At 63.4% G+C, this 18955-nt stretch carries 19 protein-coding genes and 1 other RNA gene; 10 read left to right on the top strand and 10 right to left on the bottom strand.

Annotated elements, in window-relative coordinates; translation table 11 throughout:
- Positions 1 to 22: 22 nt before the first annotated feature.
- Positions 23 to 505, bottom strand: coding sequence for a hypothetical protein (locus MOQ67_RS30365; RefSeq protein ID WP_017845122.1), 483 nt, complete (start codon positions 503 to 505; stop codon positions 23 to 25).
- 240 nt (positions 506 to 745) lie between these two features.
- On the opposite strand from MOQ67_RS30365, the gene MOQ67_RS30360 reads away from it, so the two are divergent.
- A complete protein-coding gene (locus MOQ67_RS30360; protein WP_017845121.1) occupies positions 746 to 1399 on the top strand; it encodes a gamma-glutamylcyclotransferase in 654 nt (217 codons plus the stop codon).
- A gap of 106 nt (positions 1400 to 1505) precedes the next feature.
- On the opposite strand, the gene MOQ67_RS30355 is transcribed toward MOQ67_RS30360, so the two are convergent.
- Positions 1506 to 2492, bottom strand: a complete 987-nt coding sequence (locus MOQ67_RS30355) for an NADPH:quinone oxidoreductase family protein (protein WP_126587637.1) — start codon at positions 2490 to 2492, stop codon at positions 1506 to 1508.
- A 150-nt stretch (positions 2493 to 2642) separates the two neighbouring features.
- Between MOQ67_RS30355 and MOQ67_RS30350 the strand changes: the two genes are divergently transcribed.
- Positions 2643 to 3050, top strand: a complete 408-nt coding sequence (locus MOQ67_RS30350; protein ID WP_017845119.1) for a flagellar basal body-associated protein FliL — start codon at positions 2643 to 2645, stop codon at positions 3048 to 3050.
- A 96-nt stretch (positions 3051 to 3146) separates the two neighbouring features.
- Here MOQ67_RS30350 and MOQ67_RS30345 read toward each other — a convergent pair whose 3' ends face one another.
- The 4 genes from MOQ67_RS30345 to MOQ67_RS30330 form a co-directional block, all read right to left on the bottom strand.
- Positions 3147 to 4265: an ABC transporter permease gene (locus MOQ67_RS30345; protein WP_046381693.1), complete on the bottom strand. Its 1119-nt coding sequence runs from the start codon at positions 4263 to 4265 to the stop codon at positions 3147 to 3149.
- Positions 4265 to 6982: a ribosome-associated ATPase/putative transporter RbbA gene (rbbA, locus tag MOQ67_RS30340; protein ID WP_126587671.1), complete on the bottom strand. Its 2718-nt coding sequence runs from the start codon at positions 6980 to 6982 to the stop codon at positions 4265 to 4267. Before rbbA ends, MOQ67_RS30345 begins: the two co-directional genes overlap by 1 nt.
- Complete coding sequence (locus tag MOQ67_RS30335) at positions 6979 to 7944, bottom strand: HlyD family secretion protein (RefSeq protein ID WP_017845116.1); 966 nt, start codon at positions 7942 to 7944, stop codon at positions 6979 to 6981. Before MOQ67_RS30335 ends, rbbA begins: the two co-directional genes overlap by 4 nt.
- 139 nt (positions 7945 to 8083) lie before the next feature.
- A complete protein-coding gene (locus MOQ67_RS30330) occupies positions 8084 to 8533 on the bottom strand; it encodes an EVE domain-containing protein (protein WP_046381695.1) in 450 nt (149 codons plus the stop codon).
- Positions 8534 to 8728: 195 nt separating this feature from the next.
- On the opposite strand from MOQ67_RS30330, the gene MOQ67_RS30325 reads away from it, so the two are divergent.
- Positions 8729 to 8878, top strand: a complete 150-nt coding sequence (locus tag MOQ67_RS30325) for a hypothetical protein (RefSeq protein WP_017845114.1) — start codon at positions 8729 to 8731, stop codon at positions 8876 to 8878.
- A 7-nt stretch (positions 8879 to 8885) separates the two neighbouring features.
- Here the strand turns inward: MOQ67_RS30325 and MOQ67_RS30320 are convergent, their stop codons facing one another.
- The 4 genes from MOQ67_RS30320 to MOQ67_RS30305 all read right to left on the bottom strand — a co-directional run bounded on the left by MOQ67_RS30320 (position 8886) and on the right by MOQ67_RS30305 (position 10305).
- The gene (locus MOQ67_RS30320; protein ID WP_126585200.1) at positions 8886 to 9515 is read right to left on the bottom strand and encodes a 5-formyltetrahydrofolate cyclo-ligase; all 630 of its coding nucleotides are present in this window, start codon (positions 9513 to 9515) and stop codon (positions 8886 to 8888) included.
- Between the two features lie 57 nt (positions 9516 to 9572).
- Positions 9573 to 9751, bottom strand: a non-coding RNA gene (gene ssrS, locus MOQ67_RS30315) — 6S RNA.
- Between the two features lie 30 nt (positions 9752 to 9781).
- Entirely contained in the window at positions 9782 to 10099 is a 318-nt protein-coding gene (locus tag MOQ67_RS30310; RefSeq protein WP_017845112.1) for a cell division protein ZapA, read from the bottom strand.
- Positions 10096 to 10305, bottom strand: a complete 210-nt coding sequence (locus MOQ67_RS30305) for a TIGR02449 family protein (RefSeq protein WP_017845111.1) — start codon at positions 10303 to 10305, stop codon at positions 10096 to 10098. Before MOQ67_RS30305 ends, MOQ67_RS30310 begins: the two co-directional genes overlap by 4 nt.
- Before the next feature lie 137 nt (positions 10306 to 10442).
- Here MOQ67_RS30305 and MOQ67_RS30300 point away from each other — a divergent pair, with 137 nt between their 5' ends.
- The 7 genes from MOQ67_RS30300 to gcvT all read left to right on the top strand — a co-directional run bounded on the left by MOQ67_RS30300 (position 10443) and on the right by gcvT (position 18931).
- Positions 10443 to 11000, top strand: coding sequence for a YecA/YgfB family protein (locus MOQ67_RS30300; RefSeq protein ID WP_017845110.1), 558 nt, complete (start codon positions 10443 to 10445; stop codon positions 10998 to 11000).
- Between the two features lie 20 nt (positions 11001 to 11020).
- Complete coding sequence (pepP, locus tag MOQ67_RS30295) at positions 11021 to 12343, top strand: Xaa-Pro aminopeptidase (RefSeq protein WP_046381697.1); 1323 nt, start codon at positions 11021 to 11023, stop codon at positions 12341 to 12343.
- On the top strand, positions 12340 to 13527 hold the full coding sequence (ubiH, locus tag MOQ67_RS30290; RefSeq protein ID WP_046381698.1) for a 2-octaprenyl-6-methoxyphenyl hydroxylase: 1188 nt from the start codon (positions 12340 to 12342) through the stop codon (positions 13525 to 13527). Before pepP ends, ubiH begins: the two co-directional genes overlap by 4 nt.
- Before the next feature lie 85 nt (positions 13528 to 13612).
- Positions 13613 to 14830: a 2-octaprenyl-3-methyl-6-methoxy-1,4-benzoquinol hydroxylase gene (locus MOQ67_RS30285; RefSeq protein ID WP_164887041.1), complete on the top strand. Its 1218-nt coding sequence runs from the start codon at positions 13613 to 13615 to the stop codon at positions 14828 to 14830.
- 158 nt (positions 14831 to 14988) lie between these two features.
- Positions 14989 to 15993 (top strand): extracellular solute-binding protein, encoded by a 1005-nt coding sequence (locus MOQ67_RS30280; RefSeq protein ID WP_126587639.1) that lies wholly within the window; start codon positions 14989 to 14991, stop codon positions 15991 to 15993.
- Positions 15994 to 16075: 82 nt separating this feature from the next.
- Positions 16076 to 17692 (top strand): ABC transporter permease, encoded by a 1617-nt coding sequence (locus MOQ67_RS30275; protein ID WP_017845105.1) that lies wholly within the window; start codon positions 16076 to 16078, stop codon positions 17690 to 17692.
- A 156-nt stretch (positions 17693 to 17848) separates the two neighbouring features.
- Positions 17849 to 18931 carry a glycine cleavage system aminomethyltransferase GcvT gene (gene gcvT, locus MOQ67_RS30270; protein ID WP_079444901.1) on the top strand — a complete coding sequence of 361 codons (1083 nt, stop codon included), beginning with the start codon at positions 17849 to 17851 and terminating at the stop codon, positions 18929 to 18931.
- Positions 18932 to 18955: the final 24 nt, after the last annotated feature.

The following is an 18955-nucleotide window of genomic DNA, read 5'->3' as shown; positions in this document are numbered from 1 at the left end:
GGTGGAGGAGCTGGCGTCGCTGTCAGAAACGCACGCCGGTCGTGATCATCGCCGCATTGAACCCCAGCAGCACCAACTCCGCCGCCACCGGCCCGTAATGGGTGCCCACGGACGGTATGATCACCGGCGCCACGCCGAAACGGTTCAACGGGATTTTGTCGCGGTACTTGCCGCGATAGCCCTGGATCGCCCCGCCGGTCAGTTTCAGATACACCGGATAGTCGGTCATGTCATAGCGTTTGCCCGCGTAGACGTAGTACGAGCGTTGGCTGAACGAGTTGCGGAACGTCGCCGCCCCATACACCAAACCTGACGCTTCATTGCGCTCCAACCCAAGCAAATCCTGGTTGTTGTTGTGGTCCGGGTCGGGGGAGAAGTGCCGGGTGTAGACGCTGGTCTGCGCATACCAGAAGCCCTTGTCATCGTCGACGGGCGGGGTTTCGACAGCGAGAGCGGTGGTGGCCTGGGCCAGGAGCAGCAGGCCCGGCAATCGTAATTTTTTCATAGGTGCGACCTCGAGTAATCGGTGTGAGGGGTGACCGACTGAGTCGTGCCAGCTGCGCTATTTTGACGGTCAAGCGCTTTGCCGGGCTGAACCGGAGCTGAAAATACTGGGATTGCTTCTGGAGAATGCGGTGGTCGTTCAGCCTATTGTACTTTTTTGCCGTATGGTCACAGCAGCGCGTTTTATTACGGTAGAGTTGCTAACAATTGGTAACACATAGGAGGCGAGCCACTTTTCGCCATGACCGCCATCGAATCCGATCTTTTGCAATTGGCTTACCCTCCGCGGCTCGATCTGGGACCGCAACTCACGCACGAACAGTTGATGAACTCGATGCAGGCCACCATGGCCCGGCATAAGGGCGGGCCGGTCTGGCTATTCGCTTACGGTTCGCTGATCTGGCGGCCGGAATGTTCATCGACCGAGCGGGTTCGGGCGCGGGTCCATGGCTATCACCGTGGTTTGTACCTGTGGTCCCACGAGCATCGGGGTACGCCGGAGTTGCCCGGGTTGGTGTTCGGCCTGGATCGTGGCGGCTCGTGCAGCGGGTTTGCCTACCGTCTGCCGGAAGATCAGTTAGAAGCCTCGCTGTACGCCTTGTGGCAGCGCGAAATGCCTTACCCCTCCTATCGGCCGCACTGGCTCAGTTGCCGTCTGGAAGATGGCAGTCGGGTGCAGGCATTGGGGTTTGTATTGGAGCGGCACCTGCCGAGCTACGCTGGCAATCTGCCCGACATCGTGCTCAGCCATGTGCTGCAAAGCGCTTGCGGGCGTTACGGCACGACGCGCGATTATGTCGAGCAGACCGTCAACGCCCTGCGCAGCCACGCCATGCCAGACAAAAACCTGGAGGCGCGGCTCAAGCGTTGTGCCAAGGATTGCTCAGGCGATTAACGCGCCAAACGCAGGAAATATGAGCAAATGCATGTTCTCTTACGAACATGTCGCGAATAGACAGGTGATGGTCGAGGACACCGCCCCTCCCACATTCAAGCGCATTTCACCTCGGCAGGCGGGTTTGCACGACCACCTTACCCACCGCCTTGCGCTGCCCCAGGTCATTGATCGCCTGGGCCGCCTGTTCCAGCGGATACACCTGCGACACCAGCGGTTTCAACTTGCCCTCGGCATACCAACCAAACAGCTGCTGGAAGTTCGCCGCATTGTCCTGCGGCTGGCGCTGGGCGAACGCGCCCCAGAACACTCCGACCACGGCCGCGCCCTTGAGCAGCGCCAGGTTCACCGGCAGCTCCGGAATGCGCCCGCTGGCAAAACCCACCACCAGCAGGCGGCCGTTCCAGGCGATGGCGCGGATGGCCTGGTCAAACAAGTCGCCGCCCACCGGGTCGTAGATCACGTCGGCGCCGTTCCCGTCGGTCAGGTGCTTGACCTCATCTTTCAGGCTGGCTTCGCTGTAGTTGATCAGCTCATCGGCGCCGGCGGCCTTGGCCACCGCCAGTTTGTCGGCGCTGCTGGCGGCGGCGATGACCCGGGCGCCCATGGCCTTGCCGATTTCCACGGCAGCCAGGCCCACGCCGCCGGAGGCGCCGAGGACCAGCAAGGTTTCGCCGGGCTGCAGGTTGGCCCGTTGTTTCAGCGCATGCATCGAGGTGCCGTAGGTCATGCTGAACGCGGCGGCGGTGTTGAAGCCCATGCTGGGCGGGATCGGCAGCACGTTATAGCCGGGCACCGCGACCTGCTCGGCAAAACTGCCCCAGCCGGTCAGCGCCATCACGCGGTCTCCTACCTTCAGGTGGCTGACCTTTTCCCCCACTTCACTGACCACGCCCGCCGCTTCGCCACCCGGCGAGAACGGGAACGGCGGCTTGAACTGGTACTTGCCCTCGATGATCAGCGTGTCCGGGAAGTTGACCCCGGCGGCATACACGTCCAACAGGATTTCGTTCTTCTTGATCGCCGGGCTGGCGATGTCTTCCAGCACCAGGGTTTCGGCGGGGCCGAAGGCTTTGCACAGCACAGCTTTCATCGGACTATTCCTTTTGGCGTCGTGGCCGATAAGTGTAGGAGGGTATGCCCGTGGGTCAACGAGCATGCCCGGGCCTGATAAGTCGCCATAAGCTTGTGCTCTGCCTTGCTAGCGTTATGCTACTGGGCTACCGAATGTGAGGAATGAACTGTGAAAGCGTGGATTCTGTTGATGCTGGCCCTGACCTTGCCAATGGCGGCCCAGGCGCAAGAGGCGAAAGAAGGCGAGGCGCCGAAGGTCAGCTATATCAGCCTGGCCCCGCCGTTCGTGGGCAACTATGGCTTGGACGGTACGTCCAAGCTCAAGGTGTACAAGGCCGATATCGCTCTGCGCGTGACCGGCACCGACGCGGCCGCCGCCATCAAAGCCAACGATGCGTTGATTCGTAATCAACTGGTGGCGCTGTTCACCCAGCAAACCAACGAGACCATGAGCACGGTTGAGGGCAAGGAAAAACTGCGCCAGGAAGCCCTGAAGCAGACCCAGCAAGTGATGAACGACGAAACCGGCAAGCCGGTGGTGGAAGACCTGTTGTTCAACAACCTGATCATCCAATAGTCACGGCGCAACGATCGCAAGCAAGCCCGCTCCCACAAGGGAATGTGTTCCACCTGTGAGAGCAGGCTTGCCTGCGATAGCGGCCGGGCAGGCACCTCAGGACGCCAGGCTCTTGCGGAACCGCGCCAGCGCCACCAAAAAGAACAGCAAGCCAATTCCCGCCAGCGCCAGCATGTCCGGCCACACCACGCTCATGCCCGCATCGCGGAACAGGATCGCCGCGCTCAGGCTCACAAAGTGCGTCGACGGCGAGGCCTGCATCACCCACTGCAACCATTCGGGCATGCTGTCCAGCGGCGTGCTGCCGCCGGAGAGCAACAGCATCGGGATGATCACTGGGATTGCCAGCAAGCCGAACTGCGGCGTCGAGCGGGCGAGGGTGGCGAGGAAGATCCCCAGGGCGGTGCTGGCAAACAGGTACAGCGCGGTCACGAACAGAAACAGGCTCAGCGACCCGGCCAGCGGCACGCCGAGCATGCCCTTGACCACCACTTCCAGTGACACCCAGGTACACAGCACCACCACCAGCAGGTTGCTCCAGATTTTCGCCAGCATGATTTCCAGCGCCGTCAGCGGCAGCACCAGCAAATGGTCGAGGGTGCCATGTTCGCGCTCGCGCAGCAGCGCGGTGCCGGTGAGCACGATGGCGAGGATGGTGATGTTGTTGACGATCTGGATGACCGCGAGGAACCAGCCGCCCTCCAGGTTGGTATTGAACAGCGCCCGCGTTGTCAGCAGCGCCGGCGCTTTGCTGGCGGAGTCGGCCTGGCCGCTGTAGGTCAGCAGCTCGCGTTGGAAAATCCGCCCGATGTAGCCGGCGCCCATGAATGCCTGGCTCATCGCCGTGGCATCGACGTTCACCTGCACATCGGGCTCGCGACCGGCCAACAGGTCGGCCTGGAAATTCGCCGGTACGTTGATCACGAACGTGTACTGGCCGCTGTCCATGACCTTATCCAACTGGTCATACGCCAGCGGCACGGGTGACTGGAACTCGGGCGGCTGCAACGCCTCGGCCATCTGCCGCGAGATCGCGCTGTGGTCCTCGTCGACAAACGCCACGCTGGCGTTGTGTACGCCAATCACCGAGCCGGCCGCGGGCATGTAGATCGCGACCGTGAAGGCGTAGAACAGAAACAGCAGCAGCACGCTGTCGTGGCGCAGGCTGGTCAGTTCCTTGATCCCCAGGCGCAGGATGTGCGCGAACTTATGCATCAAGCCTCCTGCTTCTTCAGCATGATCAGGCTAAGCCCGGTAAACCCGAGGAAAAACCCGAACAGCGCCAGGCACTGCGGCCACAGTTGCCGCAGGTCGAGGGCCTTGGTGAACGTGCCCACCGCAATATCGAGAAAGTGCCCCGCCGGAAACAGCGTGCCCATCACCGCCGCCGCGCCTTCCAGGGACGAACGCGGCACGATCAGCCCGGAGAACTGAATGGTCGGCAGGCTGGTGATGATCATGGTGCCGAGGATCGCGGCGATCTGGGTGCGGGTGAACGCGGAAATCAGCAGGCCCATGCTGGTGGTGGCGAGCACGTACAGCAGGCCGCCGAACGCCAGGGTCAGGCCGCTGCCCTTGAACGGTACGCCGAACAGCCAGCGGTTCATCGCGACCAGCACCGCCAGGTTGATCAGGCTCACGGCCAGGTACGGCGTCTGTTTGCCCAGCAGGAACTCCAGGCGAGTCAGGGGCGTGGCGTAGAAGTTGGTGATCGAACCCAGCTCCTTTTCGCGCACGATGCCCAGGGCGGTGAGCATCGCCGGGATGAAGGCGAGGATCAGTGCCATCACGCCTGGGCCGATGGCGTTCACACTGACCACATCCTGGTTGTAGCGAAAGCGGGTTTCGAGCTTGGCCGCGCCTTGGCTGTTCTGCGGCTGGCTGCTCAGCTCGGCCAGTTGCTGCAGGTTGGCCTGGTGGACCGCTTCTACATAGTTCCGGCTGGTTTCCGCGCGAAATGGCATGCCGCCGTCGAGCCAGGCCGCCACGCTGGGTTGGCGGCCGGCGTAGAGGTCACGACCAAAACCGGGCGGGATTTCCAGGGCCAGTTTGATTTCCGAACGTTGCAGGCGCCGGTGTAGCTCGTTGGCATCCTGGATCGGCGTTTGTTCGGCGAAATAGCGTGAGCCGCGAAACGCCTCCAGGTAGGCGCGGCTTTGCGGGGTCTGGTCCTGGTCGTAGACGGCGAAGGCGAGGTTTTCCACGTCCAGGGAAATGCCGTAGCCGAAGATCACCATCATGAACATCGCCCCGAGCAGGGCGAAGGCCATACGCACCTTGTCGCGCAGCAGTTCCTTGCCTTCACGGCTGGCCACGGCCAGCAGGCGCGACAGGCTGAAGCCGCGCTTGCTCACCGGCGGCGCGCTGGTTTCGCTGACGGTGGCGGTGGGCGCGGTAGGTTCGGCCTCGCCCTGGGCTTGCTCCAGGCACGTGACGAACGCGGCTTCGAGGGTGTCGCCGTGGAATTGCTGCTGCAGCGCGTCGGGCGTGTCGCAGGCGAGCACCTTGCCGGCGTGCATCAGGGAGATGCGGTCGCAACGCTGGGCTTCGTTCATGAAGTGGGTGGACAGAAAGATCGTCACCCCTTGTTCGCGCGACAGTTCGATCAGCAGCCGCCAGAAGTCATCCCGCGCCGCCGGGTCGACGCCCGAGGTCGGTTCATCGAGGATCAGCACTTCAGGACGATGCAGCACCGCTACGGCCAACGACAAGCGCTGACGCAAGCCGAGGGGCAGTTCGCCCGACGGCTGCTCGGCCACCTCGCTGAGGTCGAAACGCTGGATCAACTCGTCGATCCGCTTGCCGCTGTCGACCTTGGGCAAATCGAACAACTGCGCGTGCAGCACCAGGTTCTGAAGCACGCTGAGTTCGCCATACAGCGAAAAGCTCTGCGACATGAAACCCACGCGCTTGCGGGTGGCCAGGTCCTTGGCGTTCACCGGGTTGCCCAACAACGTGGCACTGCCCTCGGTGGCCGGCATCAGGCCGGTGAGGACTTTCATGGTGGTGGTCTTGCCGCAGCCGTTGGAGCCGAGAAAACCGAAGATCTCGCCCCGGCCGATGGCGAAGCTGACTTTATCGACGGCGGTGAAGTCGCCAAAGCGCAGGGTCAGGTCGTGGGCTTCGATGGCGATATCGGTGTTGTTGCCTGTGCGCGGCGGGATGACCAGCGGCTGGTTGTCATGGGCGTTGTCTCCCTGGAAGTGGGTGAAGGCTTCGTCCAGTTTGCCGCTGGGGGTCACTGCCGCCAGCTCACTGCTCAAACCGTCGGCGATCAGTTTGCCGCGGTCGAGCATCAGGCAATGTTCAAACTGCTCGGCCTCTTCCATGTAGGCCGTGGCCACCAGCAGCGTCAGTTGCGGGCGCTCGCTGCGCACGGTTTCGACCAGCTCCCAGAAGCGCCGACGGGACAGCGGGTCGACCCCGGTGGTGGGTTCGTCGAGGATCAACAGGTCCGGGTCGTGGATCAGCGCGCAGCACAGGCCGAGTTTCTGCTTCATCCCGCCGGAGAGTTTGCCGGCCGGCCGTTCGGCGAAGCGCTCGAGGTCGGTGGCCAGCAGCAGGTTGTGCATGCGCTGGTTGCAATCGGCTTTGGACAGGCCGAACAGCGTCGCAAAGAAGCGGATGTTTTCGCGGATGGACAGTTCGGGGTACAGGTTGCCGCCCAGGCCTTGAGGCATGAAGGCGATGCGCGGGTACAGGCTGTTGCGGTGGCGGCGGTTGGCGATGGAGCCGCCGAGCACCTCCAGTTGGCCGTCCTGGAGTTTTTTAACCCCGGCGATCAAACCCAGCAGGCTCGACTTGCCGGCGCCATCCGGGCCGATCAGCCCGCAGCGCGTGCCGGTGGGCAGGCTGAAGGCGATATCGACCAGCGCCTGTTGCTTGCCGTAGCGGTGCTGGATGCCGGTGGCGTGCAGCGCCAGATCGGTCATTGCAGGTTGGCCGGCCATGGGATGTCAGCCGTGCGAACGTAGCCGGCGCCGGGCATGCCCGGTTTGGCCTGCGGCACGGCGCTGGGTTGGGTCAGGCGCAGTTTGACGCGGAATACCAGTTTCTGGCGTTCATCGCGGGTCTCCACCTCTTTGGGGGTGAACTGCGATTTAGCCGCGACGAAGCTGATTTTGGCCGGCAGCGATTGGCCGGGGAGCGCGTCGAGGAGGATGCGCGCGTCGCTGCCGACGGTCAGGGCGCCGGTCACCGAAGCGGGCAGGTAGAGGTTCATGTACTGATCCTCGGGGTCGATCAGCAGCAATACGCGCCCGCCCGCGCCGAGCACTTCGCCCGGCTCGGCCAGGCGCAGCTGGATAATGCCGTCGATGGGCGCGCGCAGGCTGCTGTCGTCGATTTCGCTGGTGAGCTGCGCCACCTGGGCCTGGGCGGCGCCGATGGCGGCCTTGGCCGAATTGACCTGGGCCTGGGCGGCGACCACGGCCGCATTCCCGGTGTTCTGGCGCGCCTGCTGTTGGTCGATCAGTTGGCCACTGGCGAAGCCGCGTTTGTACAGCTCCTGGGTCCGCTGGAGTTCCTGGTGGGCAAGCAGTTGTTCGCTCTGACGCAATTGCACATTGGCCTCGGCGGCGGCGAGGTTTTCCCTGGCCCGCAGCACTTCGGCTTCGGCCTGGGCGCGCTGGGCTTCCAGAGTGCGGGTGTCCATGCGCGCGAGCAGTTGGCCCTTGAGTACCTTGTCGCCTTCATCCACCCGCACTTCTTCCAGACGCCCGGGGATCTTGGCGGCGATCTGCACTTCGGTGGATTCCAGGCGGCCGTTGCCCATGCTCAAGCCTTCGGGCAGGCGGTCCTGGGTGGATTTCCAGTAACCGAAACCGCCAGCGGCGAGCAGCAACACAATCAGGAGGGTGGCAAACAGCTGGGAGGTGCGGTGGTTCGTGGACATAGATGCTTCCTGCGGTGTTAGCGTCCTAGTCTGACGGGTTCGGCCCGAGGGCGCTTGATACGGGTCAAATGAAGCGCAAGCCTAACCCGGTTGCGCTGCAGATGCATGCGTCGGGCGCGTGACTGCAAGGTTCTGCGGTTCAGCCCAGCGCGAGGACCGCCGACCATTGCTCGGCGGTCACCGGCATCACTGACAGACGGCTACCTTTTTGCACCAGGGGCAGTTCGGCCAGGGCGGTTTGCTGCTTCAGATAGCCCAGGCCGAGCACCTTGGGAAACGTCTGGACGTGGGCCACGTCGATCGCGCTCCACGGGTTTTTGTCCGGGCTGGCCTTGGCGTCGAAATAGTGGCTGGAAGGTTCCAGCGCGGTGGGGTCGGGATACGCCGCCACGACGATTTTGCCGATGCCGGCAATGCCAGGCTCGGGGCAGCTGGAGTGGTAGAAGAAAAACTCATCGCCCACCGCCATCGCACGCAGAAAGTTGCGCGCCTGATAGTTGCGAACCCCGTCCCATCGCGCTTCGCCGAGGTGTTCCAGGCCGGTGATGGAGAGTTCGTCGGGCTCGGATTTCATCAGCCAGTAGGCCATTGGGGGGCTCCTGAAAAAGGCGTTGGACAGGTTGTGGGGCAATTGCATGACAAACCGACGGTCGGTTGGCGTCAAGGTTTGCGTGTTGGTTCACGTTAACGCAGAATGCCGGGATTTTAAGCTTGACGCAGCTGCAACGGACTACTTTGGAACGTTGTTGTCATCGTGTACGAGGTGCCTGAAGGGGGGCAATCGATGCAACGCAAACCGGATTTACTATGGATACTGGTTATTTTGTTTGGTCTGGGCGTCGTGACCACCGGGTATGCGCAAAGCTTATGGTCGAACAAGACCGATGCGCCCGTTGAGCTGACCCAGCAGCCGCCACAACCGTTCAAGCGTTAACTCTTCTTCAGGGCGTCGCGGGTTCCAGCGACGCCTGTGCGATATACCACTGCTTATCGGTGACGGTGCCCGCCAACGGCACGTCCCAACTCGCCTGCACCAGCCGTTCGACTTTCTGGCATTCATGGGCCAGGCCCAGCAGCGTCGGCTTGCGCCAGTGCTGGCGGCGCGCCAGGTAAGCCAGGCTGCGGTCATAAAAACCGCCACCCATGCCCAGCCGTCCCCCCGCGTCATCGAACCCCACCAACGGCAATAGCACCAGGTCCAGCGCCAAGACCTTGCGCTGGCGGCGGACATTCACCCGTGGTTCAAGAATGCGAAAGCGATTGGGCAGCAACTTCTCCCCGGGGCGAACGCGCTGGAACACCATCTTGGTCCGTGGCCAGGCGCTGAGCACCGGCAGGTAAGTGGCCTTGCCCCGCCGCTGAGCCGCACGCAGCAGCAAGCGCGGATCGATTTCACCGTCCGTCGGCAGATACAGGGAAATATGCTTGGCCCGGCGAAACAGCGGGTGCTGTGCCAATTGCCGATACACGCCTTGGGCGGCTTTTCGCTGCTCGCTTGGCGTGAGTGCGCGGCGGGCGTTGCGCAACATGCGTCGAAGTTGCGGACGGGAAAGCGGCGCAGGTTCGGTCATGGTTTTTCGGCTCATAAAACAATGCCAGTCCTGGGACTGGCATTGAGTTTGGGATTCAGGCTCCCCGACAGAACCGCTGTCGACTAAGCCCTTGAACCCGAAAGTTCAAGGTGGAAGAAGCAGTAGGCTTTAAGGCTTTCCGTCTAGCGGACATGCACACCAGCCAAACGTGCAACTTCCAGGGTAGTGCGAATCGGCTCCGGGACATCGCCGACTGGCAAGCACGCCAGGGAGTGGGGCGAGTATACCTTAAACAGACACGGCAATCAGCCCTTGGATGTGTCGGAATCGTTGGACAGTGCCAGGTCCACACGCTCCAGCAGGTCACGTACCTGCTCGCGCGTCGAGCCGCTGGCCTGCACGTCCGGGCGCTCCTGCTTATGCAGCAGATCGTGGGTGATATTCAACGCGGCCATCACGGCGATGCGGTCGGCGCCGATCACTTTGCCGCTGCTGCGGATTTCACGCATCTTGCCGTCCAGGTAGCGGGCGGCGCTCACCAGGTTGCTGCGCTCTTCCTGGGGGCAGATGATCGAATATTCTTTGTCGAGAATCTGCACGGTGACGCTATTGCTTGAACTCATGAGTCTTGCTCCAGGGCCTTCAGGCGCGAAATCATCGACTCGACCTTACGCCGGGCGATTTCGTTTTTTTCAATGAGGTGAGCGCGTTCCTCGCGCCAGGTCTTTTCCTGAGCTAATAGGAGTCCGTTTTGCCTCTTTAGTTGCTCGACCCGATCAATTAGCAATTCGAGTCTGGCCATCAGCGCTTGCAGGTCGGTGTCTTCCATTGGGTTCCACTGGATTTGTCTGATGAATGGCAACTGCGGGATAAACGATCTGACGCCCTTGATAGTCTGGTGCGTCTGCCGGTGCTAGGATACAGCGCTTCATTCTAGACATTGCGCCGTCTGGCGCCTAGCTCACCATGCCCATTCAGAACTCCCCGTACGACGCTTTTACCAAACTGCTGAGCTCCAGCGGTCATCCTTGCTCGCCCGCCGAACTGCACGGCGTGTTGCTGGGCCGCAGTTGCACCGGTGTTGGCTTTGACGCCGACAACTGGCTGGCCGATGTGGCCGAACTGCTGGAAACCGAGCCCTCCGAGAACGTGCGTAACGCGCTGATCGGCCTGCAGGAAATGGTCAAGGGCGAGCTGACCGGTGATGACGTCACCGTGGTCCTGCTGCTGCCGACCGACGATGCACCGCTCACCGAACGTGCTGCCGCGCTGGGCCAATGGTGCCAGGGCTTCCTCCATGGCTTTGGCGTGAATGCCGGCGGCCTGGAGCTGAGCACCGACGCCAAGGAAGTGCTGCAGGACCTGGCGGCCATCTCCCAGGTGCAAGATGCCCTGGAAGAATCCGAAGACGGCGAAGGCGACTACATGGAAGTCATGGAATACCTGCGCGTCGCGCCGCTGCTGCTGTTCACCGAGACCAAGAAGTCCGCTGAACCGGCCACCCCCAAGCCGTCGCTGCACTGAGAAAGGAAGCCCGTCTGCCCATGATCCATATCCCGAAAGCGGAATACACCCGTCGCCGCAAGGCGCTCATGGCGCAGATGGAACCCAACAGTATCGCGATCCTGCCGGCCGCCGCGGTGGCCATCCGCAATCGCGATGTCGAACATGTCTACCGCCAGGACAGCGATTTCCAGTACCTGAGCGGCTTCCCCGAGCCCGAAGCGGTGATCGTGCTGATGCCCGGTCGCCCGCACGGCGAGTACGTGCTGTTCTGTCGCGAACGCAATGCCGAGCGCGAACTGTGGGACGGCTTGCGCGCCGGTACTGAAGGCGCGATCCGTGATTTCGGCGCCGACGATGCCTTCCCCATCACCGATATCCACGACATCCTGCCCGGCCTGATCGAAGGCCGCGACCGGGTGTATTCGGCGATGGGCAGCAATGCCGAGTTCGACCGGCACCTGATGGAGTGGATCAACATTATCCGCTCCAAAGCGCACCTGGGCGCCCAACCGCCGAACGAATTCGTTGCCCTGGATCATCTGCTCCACGATATGCGCCTGTATAAATCGGCGGCGGAAGTGAAGGTGATGCGCGAAGCTGCGCGGATTTCCTGCGCCGCCCACGTGCGGGCCATGCAGGCCAGCCGCGCCGGCTTGCGCGAGTTCAGCCTCGAAGCCGAGCTGGATTACGAGTTCCGCAAAGGCGGCGCGAAGATGCCGGCCTATGGCTCCATCGTCGCCGCCGGGCGCAACAGTTGCATCCTGCATTACCAGCAGAATGACGCGCTGCTCAAGGACGGCGACCTGGTGCTGATCGACGCCGGTTGCGAGATCGACTGCTACGCCAGCGACATCACCCGCACCTGGCCGGTCAACGGCAAGTTTTCGCCCGAGCAACAGGCGATCTATGAAGTCGTGCTGGCCGCCCAGGAAGCCGCCTTCGCCGAGATTGCACCGAACAAGCATTGGAACCAGGCCCATGAGGCCACCGTGCAGGTCATCACTGCCGGGCTGGTGAGGCTGGGGTTGCTGCAAGGGGACGTTGACGAATTGATCGCCGGCGAAGCCTACAAACCGTTCTACATGCACCGCGCCGGCCATTGGCTGGGGATGGATGTGCATGATGTCGGCGAGTACAAAGTGGGCGGTGAATGGCGTGTGCTGGAAGTCGGCATGACGTTGACCGTGGAGCCGGGGATCTATATTTCGCCGGACAACCAGAGCGTGGCAAAGAAATGGCGTGGCATCGGCGTACGCATCGAGGACGACGTGGTAGTGACCAAGCAAGGCTGTGACATTCTGACCGGCGGCGTGCCCAAGACCGTCGCCGACATCGAAGCGTTGATGGCGGCCGCCCGATGAGCCGGGTCAACCTGGCCATTATCGGTGGCGGCCTGGTGGGCGCGAGCCTGGCGTTGGCGCTGCAGGACGGGGCCAAGGCGCGGGGCTGGAAGATCCTGCTGATCGAACCCTTCGCACCGGGTGACAGCTACCAGCCGAGCTACGACGCACGCTCTTCGGCGCTGTCCTATGGCGCGCGGCAGATCTATCAGCGTCTGGGTCTGTGGCAGGCCATCTCCCGCCGCGCCGAGCCGATCAAGCAGATCCACGTGTCGGACCGCGGGCGCTTCTCCACCGCGCGCTTATCCGCCATGGAAGAGGGCGTGCCGGCCCTCGGCTACGTGGTTGAGAACGCCTGGCTCGGCCAATGCCTGTGGCAAGGCCTGGATAAGGACGTGGTCAGCTGGCGTTGCCCGGCCGAAGTCACGCGCATGGAGCCGCTGCCCGATGGCTATCGCCTGACCCTCAACGACGAAACCGTGCTGGAGTGCGACCTGGCGGTGCTGGCCGACGGCGGTCGCTCCGGCCTGCGCGAGCAACTGGGGATCGGCGTGAAATCCCGCCCGTACAACCAGAGCGCGCTGATCGCCAATATCACCCCGAGCGAAGCCCACAACGGCGAAGCCTTCGAGCGCTTCACCGATGAAGGCCCGATGGCCCTGCTGCCGCTGCCGGACAACCGCTGCGCGCTGGTCTGGACCCGAGCCGGCATGGACGCCCAGCGCCTGGCCAACCTGGATGAGCGCAGTTTCCTCAGTGAATTGCAGGGCGTGTTCGGCTACCGCCTGGGCACCTTGAAGCAGGTCGGTGCGCGGCATCTGTACCCGCTGACCCTGGTGGAAGCCGAAGAACAAGTGCGCTCGCACCTGGCGATCCTCGGCAATGCCGCCCACAGCCTGCACCCGATTGCCGGGCAGGGCTTCAACCTGTCCCTGCGCGATGCGAATGCCTTGGCCGAGGCCTTGCTGGCCGGGCCGGCGGTGCCGGGTGACCTGGCGACCTTGCAGGCATATCGCGAGCGGCAGCGCATGGATCAAACGCTGACCGTGGGTTTCTCCGATCAGGTCACGCGCCTGTTCGGCAGCGCCCAGCCGCTGGTCGCGCTGGGACGCAACATGGGCCTGCTGGGCCTCGACCTGCTGCCGCCGGCGAAACGCTGGTTCGCCCGTCAGGCCATGGGCCTGGGCACGCGTCCCGATGCGTAGCCGCGACTACATCGTTCGGGACGGGATGAGATTAACCCTTTACGTGCGGCGCAAGCCGCCAGCGAGACAGGCTTAAAGCATGGATATGCGCGCAGATGTGCTGATTGTCGGGGCCGGAATGGTCGGGAGCGCCCTGGCGCTGGCGTTGCAGGGCAGTGGCCTGCAGGTGCTGCTGCTCGACGGCAGCCCGCTGAGCGTCAAGCCGTTCGAGCCTGACGCGGCTTTCGAGCCGCGGGTGAGCGCCTTGTCGGCCGCCAGCCAGCGCATCCTTGAGCGCCTTGGCGTGTGGGATGGCATCGTCGCACGGCGCGCCAGCCCGTATGGCGAGATGCAGGTGTGGGACGGCAGCGGCACCGGGCAGATCCATTTTTCGGCGGCCAGCGTGCATGCCGAAGTGCTCGGGCATATCGTCGAAAACCGCGTGGTCCAAGATGCCTTGCTCGATCGCCTGCACGACTGCGACCTGGGCCTGCTGGCCAACGCGCGCCTGGAACAGATGCGCCGCTCCGGCGATGACTGGTTGCTGACCCTGGCCGACGGCCGCACGCTGCGCGCGCCGCTGGTGGTCGCCGCCGATGGCGCCAACTCCGCGGTGCGCCGTCTGACCGGCACCGCGACCCGCGAATGGGATTACTTGCACAACGCTATCGTCACCAGCGTGCGCAGCAGCCAACCGCACCGGCGCACCGCCTGGCAACGCTTTACCGACACCGGCCCGCTGGCGTTTTTGCCGCTGGTGCGGGATGGGCAGGAGGACTGGTGTTCGATCGTCTGGTCGACCACGCCGGCTGAGTCCGCGCGCCTGATGGCGTTGGATGAGGAAAACTTCTGCCGTGAGCTGGAACGTGCCTTCGAAGGGCGCCTGGGCACGGTGCTCAGCGCCGACCCGCGTGTGTGTGTGCCCCTGCGCCAGCGCCACGCCAAACGTTATGTGGCCGAAGGCCTGGCGTTGATCGGCGATGCGGCCCACGTGATCCATCCGTTGGCGGGGCAGGGGGTGAACCTCGGTTTTCTCGATGCGGCGGTGCTGGCCGAGGTGCTGTTATCGGCGAGCGAACGCGGTGAACGCCTGGCGGATGTGAAAGTGCTGAGCCGTTACGAGCGTCGGCGCATGCCGCACAACCTGGCGCTGATGGCGGCGATGGAAGGTTTCGAGCGCTTGTTCCAGGCCGACCAGTTGCCGTTGCGTTGGCTGCGCAATGCCGGCTTGAAGGTGGTCGACCAGATGCCGGAAGCCAAGGCGATCTTCGTGCGCCAGGCCCTTGGCTTGAGCGGGGATCTGCCGGAACTGGCCAGGCCCTGACACACCCGGCAGCCCGGGCCTGCCCGCGATGAGGCGATACGTCGCACTGCAGAACGCAGTCTTGCAACATCTCGTAACGCCTCATTCGAGTGAGTGATTGAGATGCTAAATGTGAGTCCTTATCATTTGTACTCTTTTGTTCACGAGAGACCGCACCCATGTCGGCACCCAAGCGCCTCCTGACTGCCCTGGCACTCACCCTCATCGGCAGCACCACCGTGCAGGCGGCCGACGAAGTCGTGGTCTACTCCTCGCGCATCGACGAACTGATCAAGCCGGTGTTCGACGCCTACACCCAGAAAACCGGGGTGCAGGTGAAGTTCATCACCGACAAGGAAGCCCCGCTGATGCAGCGCATCAAGGCCGAGGGCGAGAACGCCACCGCCGACCTGCTGCTCACCGTCGACGCCGGCAACCTCTGGCAGGCCGAGCAGATGGGCATCCTGCAACCGTTCACCTCCAAGCTGATCGACGCCAATATTCCGCTGCAATACCGCTCGTCCACCCACGCCTGGACCGGTTTGAGCCTGCGTGCGCGGACCCTCGCCTATTCCACCGACCGGGTGAAGCCAGGCGAGCTGACCACCTACGAAGCCCTGGCCGACAAACAATGGGAAGGCCGCCTGTGCCTGCGCACGGCAAAAAAGGTCTACAACCAGTCGCTGACCGCCACCCTGATCGAAACCCATGGCGCGGCCAAGACCGAAGAAATCGTCAAGGGCTGGGTCAATAACCTGTCCACCGATGTGTTCTCCGACGACATCGCCGTGCTCGAAGCGATCAACGCCGGGCAGTGCGACGTGGGCATCGTCAACACTTACTACTACGGCCGCCTGCACAAGCAGAAGCCGAATCTGGCGGTGAAGCTGTTCTGGCCGAACCAGGGCGACCGTGGCGTGCATGTGAACCTGTCCGGCATCGGCCTGACCAAATACGCGCCGCACCCGGAAGCAGCCAAGGCGCTGGTGGAGTGGATGACCACGCCTGAGGCGCAGAAGATTTTTGCCGACATAAACCAGGAGTTCCCGGCCAACCCGACGGTGGCGCCGTCGGCTGAAGTGGCCAGTTGGGGCAAGTTCGTGGCGGACACCTTGCCGGTGGAAGTGGCGGGCAAGCGCCAGGCCGAGGCGATTCGCCTGATGGATCGGGCCGGCTGGAACTGAATGTGTCTGTGGGAGGGAGTAATCCCCCTCCCACACTGTTTTGTGTCTGTCTGTAGATCATCCATTCCCAGGGAATTTGCTCTTGGCCCACCCCGCCCAACGCCGCTGGTACCTGCCGGTCTTCAGCGTCGCCGCCCTGGTGTTGCTGCCGCTGAGCGTGCTGTTGCTGTCCTGGCAAAGCATCGACGCGCAGATCTGGTCCCATCTGTGGGAAACCCAGATGCCGCGCCTGCTGGGCAATACCTTGACCCTGGTGCTCGGCGTCGGCGTCGGCGTGACCTTGCTGGGTGTGAGCCTGGCATGGCTGACCAGCCTCTGCGAATTTCCCGGGCGGCGCTGGCTCGACTGGGCGCTGATGCTGCCGTTCGCGATCCCGGCGTATGTGCTGGCGTTTGTGTTTGTCGGCCTGCTGGACTTCTCGGGGCCGGTGCAAACCCTGCTGCGTGACGCGTTCGGCAGCGGCGTGCGCCTGCCCCGCGTGCGTTCCACCGGTGGGGTGGTCATTGTGCTGGTGCTGGTGTTCTATCCCTACGTCTACCTGCTGGCGCGCACGGCGTTCCTGGCCCAGGGCAAGGGCTTGATGGAAGCGGCGCGCGTGCTGGGGCAATCGCCCTGGCAAGCCTTCTGGCGCGTGGCCCTGCCCATGGCGCGGCCGGCGATTGGCGCCGGCGTGGCCCTGGCGCTGATGGAGACCCTGGCGGATTTCGGTGCGGTCTCGGTGTTCAACTTCGATACCTTCACCACCGCGATCTACAAGACCTGGTACGGATTTTTCAGCCTGTCCAGCGCGGCCCAGCTGGCCAGCCTGTTGCTGCTGGTGGTGATGCTGGTGCTCTACGGCGAGCGTCGTGCCCGCGGTGCCAGTCGGCCGAGCAATGAGCGGCCGCGCGGCAAGGCGCTGTATCACCTGCGCGGCTGGAAGGCGGCGGCGGCCAGTGGTTGGTGCGGCCTGGTGTTTGCCTGTGCCTTTGTCATTCCGATGCTGCAACTGCTCGCCTGGTTCTGGCAGCGCGGCCGCTTCGATCTGGACGAGCGCTATACCGGCCTGATCGTCCACACCCTGTACCTGGGCGGTATCGCGGCGCTGGTCACGGTCAGCGTGGCCCTGATACTGGCCTTCGCCAACCGCCTGGCGCCGACCCGGGCAATTCGTTCCGGCATCAGCCTGGCCAGCGTCGGGTATGCGTTGCCGGGCTCGGTACTGGCGGTGTCGATCATGTTGGCGTTCAGCTACCTGGACCGTGAGCTGGTGGTGCCGTTGTCGGGCTGGCTCGGTGGCGCGGGCAAGCCTTTGTTGCTGGGCAGCTTGGCGGCATTGGTGCTGGCGTATCTGGTGCGTTTCCTGGCGGTGGCTTACGGGCCGCTGGAAAACAGCCTGGCGCGTATCCGTCCATCGTTGCCCGAAGCGGCGCGCAGTCTTGGGGTGAGCGGTCCACGACTGTTTTGCAAAGTGTATCTTCCGCTGTTGCTGCCGGGCACCCTGAGCGCAGCGTTGCTGGTGTTCGTCGATGTGCTCAAGGAAATGCCGGCGACCCTGCTGATGCGCCCGTTTGGCTGGGACACCCTGGCGGTGCGGATCTTTGAGATGACCAGTGAAGGGGAGTGGGCGCGGGCGTCATTGCCGGCCTTGACCTTGGTGCTGGTGGGCCTGTTGCCGGTGGTCGGGCTGATACGACGTTCCGCTCGGCAAATCGGTTAGGTGCCAGTCCTACGGCTTGAGGCTACAATGCGCGGCATTCGGTACGCTCCGTGTTTCGGACCGGCTCGTCGGATGTGGCTGCAGGCCCTTTGATTCAAGGGGTTAAGCCCATCCTGCAGCCTTGCGTACCTTCGCCAAGCCCGGAAGGAGAAACCCATGGGACAGCGCACGCCTTTGTATGACCTGCATCTCGCCCTCGGCGCGAAAATGGTCGATTTTGGCGGTTGGGATATGCCTCTGCACTATGGCTCGCAAGTTGAAGAACACCATCAGGTGCGACGCGACTGCGGGGTGTTCGATGTATCTCATATGACCGTGATCGATGTCACCGGCCCCCAGGCCAAGGAATGGCTCCAGTACCTGCTGGCCAATGACGTCGACCGTTTGCACGGCTGCGGCCGTGCGTTGTACAGCGCCATGCTCAACGAGCACGGCGGGGTGGTGGACGACATGATCGTCTACCGTACCGAAGCCGGTTATCGGCTGGTGGTCAACGCCGCCACCCGTGACCAGGACATGGCCTGGATGCAGGCGCAGTTGGGCTCTTACCCGGTGCAACTGCACGAGCGCTCCGAACTGGCCATGCTCGCTATCCAGGGCCCCCACGCCCGGCAGAAAATCGCCGAACTGGTGACCCAGTCGCGTGGCACCCTGATCCACCAGCTCAAGCCCTTCGAAGGCCAGGCCGATGGCGACTGGTTCATCGCCCGCACCGGCTACACCGGCGAAGACGGCCTGGAAATTGTCCTGCCGGCCGATCAGGCCCCGGGTTTTTTCAACGACCTGGTGGGCGCGGGGATTTCCCCCATCGGCCTCGGCGCCCGCGACACCCTGCGCCTGGAAGCCGGCATGAACTTGTATGGCCAGGATATCCACCAGGACGTTTCGCCCCTGGCGGCCAACATGGCCTGGAGCATTGCCTGGGAACCGGCCGCGCGCCGTTTCATCGGCCGCGCCGCGCTGGAAGCCGAACTGGCGGCCGGGGTGCAGACCAAATTGGTCGGTTTGGTACTGGAAGAACGTGGGGTTTTACGCGCTCACCAGGTGGTTCGTATCGCCAATGTTGGCGAAGGGGAGATCACCAGTGGTAGTTTCTCTCCTACGCTGAGTAAATCCATTGCTTTGGCGCGTGTACCGACGGCGACTGCCGATCGGGCCGAAGTGGAGATCCGCGGCAAGTGGTATCCGGTTCGAGTGGTCAAACCGACCTTCGTGCGCCATGGTAAAACCTTGATCTAACTATTCCGGCAGGCCAGTGGCCGC

This window comes from Pseudomonas sp. LY-1 (assembly GCF_053502595.1).
Note: the sequence above shows the minus strand (reverse complement) of the source record. Positions and strands in the feature narration are given on the sequence as shown.

Bases quoted from the DNA above. Each gene is read 5' to 3' on its own strand.
- MOQ67_RS30285 (WP_164887041.1), top strand. From the start codon at position 13,613: ATGCGCGCAGATGTGCTGATTGTCGGGGCCGGAATGGTCGGGAGCGCC.
- MOQ67_RS30345 (WP_046381693.1), bottom strand. From the start codon at position 4,265: ATGCATAAGTTCGCGCACATCCTGCGCCTGGGGATCAAGGAACTGACC.
- MOQ67_RS30310 (WP_017845112.1), bottom strand. From the start codon at position 10,099: ATGAGTTCAAGCAATAGCGTCACCGTGCAGATTCTCGACAAAGAATAT.
- MOQ67_RS30365 (WP_017845122.1), bottom strand. From the start codon at position 505: ATGAAAAAATTACGATTGCCGGGCCTGCTGCTCCTGGCCCAGGCCACC.
- gcvT (WP_079444901.1), top strand. From the start codon at position 17,849: ATGGGACAGCGCACGCCTTTGTATGACCTGCATCTCGCCCTCGGCGCG.
- MOQ67_RS30335 (WP_017845116.1), bottom strand. From the start codon at position 7,944: ATGTCCACGAACCACCGCACCTCCCAGCTGTTTGCCACCCTCCTGATT.
- MOQ67_RS30360 (WP_017845121.1), top strand. From the start codon at position 746: ATGACCGCCATCGAATCCGATCTTTTGCAATTGGCTTACCCTCCGCGG.
- MOQ67_RS30280 (WP_126587639.1), top strand. From the start codon at position 14,989: ATGTCGGCACCCAAGCGCCTCCTGACTGCCCTGGCACTCACCCTCATC.
- MOQ67_RS30325 (WP_017845114.1), top strand. From the start codon at position 8,729: ATGCAACGCAAACCGGATTTACTATGGATACTGGTTATTTTGTTTGGT.
- MOQ67_RS30320 (WP_126585200.1), bottom strand. From the start codon at position 9,515: ATGACCGAACCTGCGCCGCTTTCCCGTCCGCAACTTCGACGCATGTTG.
- ubiH (WP_046381698.1), top strand. From the start codon at position 12,340: ATGAGCCGGGTCAACCTGGCCATTATCGGTGGCGGCCTGGTGGGCGCG.
- MOQ67_RS30355 (WP_126587637.1), bottom strand. From the start codon at position 2,492: ATGAAAGCTGTGCTGTGCAAAGCCTTCGGCCCCGCCGAAACCCTGGTG.
- MOQ67_RS30300 (WP_017845110.1), top strand. From the start codon at position 10,443: ATGCCCATTCAGAACTCCCCGTACGACGCTTTTACCAAACTGCTGAGC.
- MOQ67_RS30330 (WP_046381695.1), bottom strand. From the start codon at position 8,533: ATGGCCTACTGGCTGATGAAATCCGAGCCCGACGAACTCTCCATCACC.
- MOQ67_RS30305 (WP_017845111.1), bottom strand. From the start codon at position 10,305: ATGGAAGACACCGACCTGCAAGCGCTGATGGCCAGACTCGAATTGCTA.
- rbbA (WP_126587671.1), bottom strand. From the start codon at position 6,982: ATGACCGATCTGGCGCTGCACGCCACCGGCATCCAGCACCGCTACGGC.
- pepP (WP_046381697.1), top strand. From the start codon at position 11,021: ATGATCCATATCCCGAAAGCGGAATACACCCGTCGCCGCAAGGCGCTC.